1 protein-coding gene is annotated in these 258 nt (G+C 47.7%); it reads right to left on the bottom strand.

Going from position 1 to position 258, the window contains the following annotated elements; all coding sequences use genetic code 11:
* Window positions 1-218, bottom strand: a 218-nt coding sequence (gene rpmB / locus AC3II9_RS22025; RefSeq protein ID WP_489158858.1) for a 50S ribosomal protein L28, incomplete at its 3' end; no start/stop codon positions are given.
* Window positions 219-258 lie beyond the last annotated feature (40 nt).

The raw sequence follows: 258 nt of genomic DNA, 5'->3' as shown, positions 1-258 counted from the left end.
GCACGAAGGTCTGCAACAACCTTTTCGATACCCAATTTGTCAATAATACGCATACCTTTAGTGGTTAAACGAAGACGTACAAAACGTTTTTCGCTTTCTAACCAGAAACGGTGGTGGTGCAGGTTCGGCTCGAACCGGCGCTTGGTTTTGTTGTTGGCGTGTGGGACGTTGTTACCAACGACTGGACGCTTGCCGGTAACTTGGCAAACCTTAGACATGGTGTAACTCCATTGATTCAGCCAACAGCAAATCTGTGGC

It is taken from the genome of Lysinibacillus sp. RU7 (assembly GCF_057837305.1).
The sequence above is the reverse complement of the archived record's forward strand: the minus strand, read 5'-3'. Positions and strand labels throughout refer to the sequence as shown.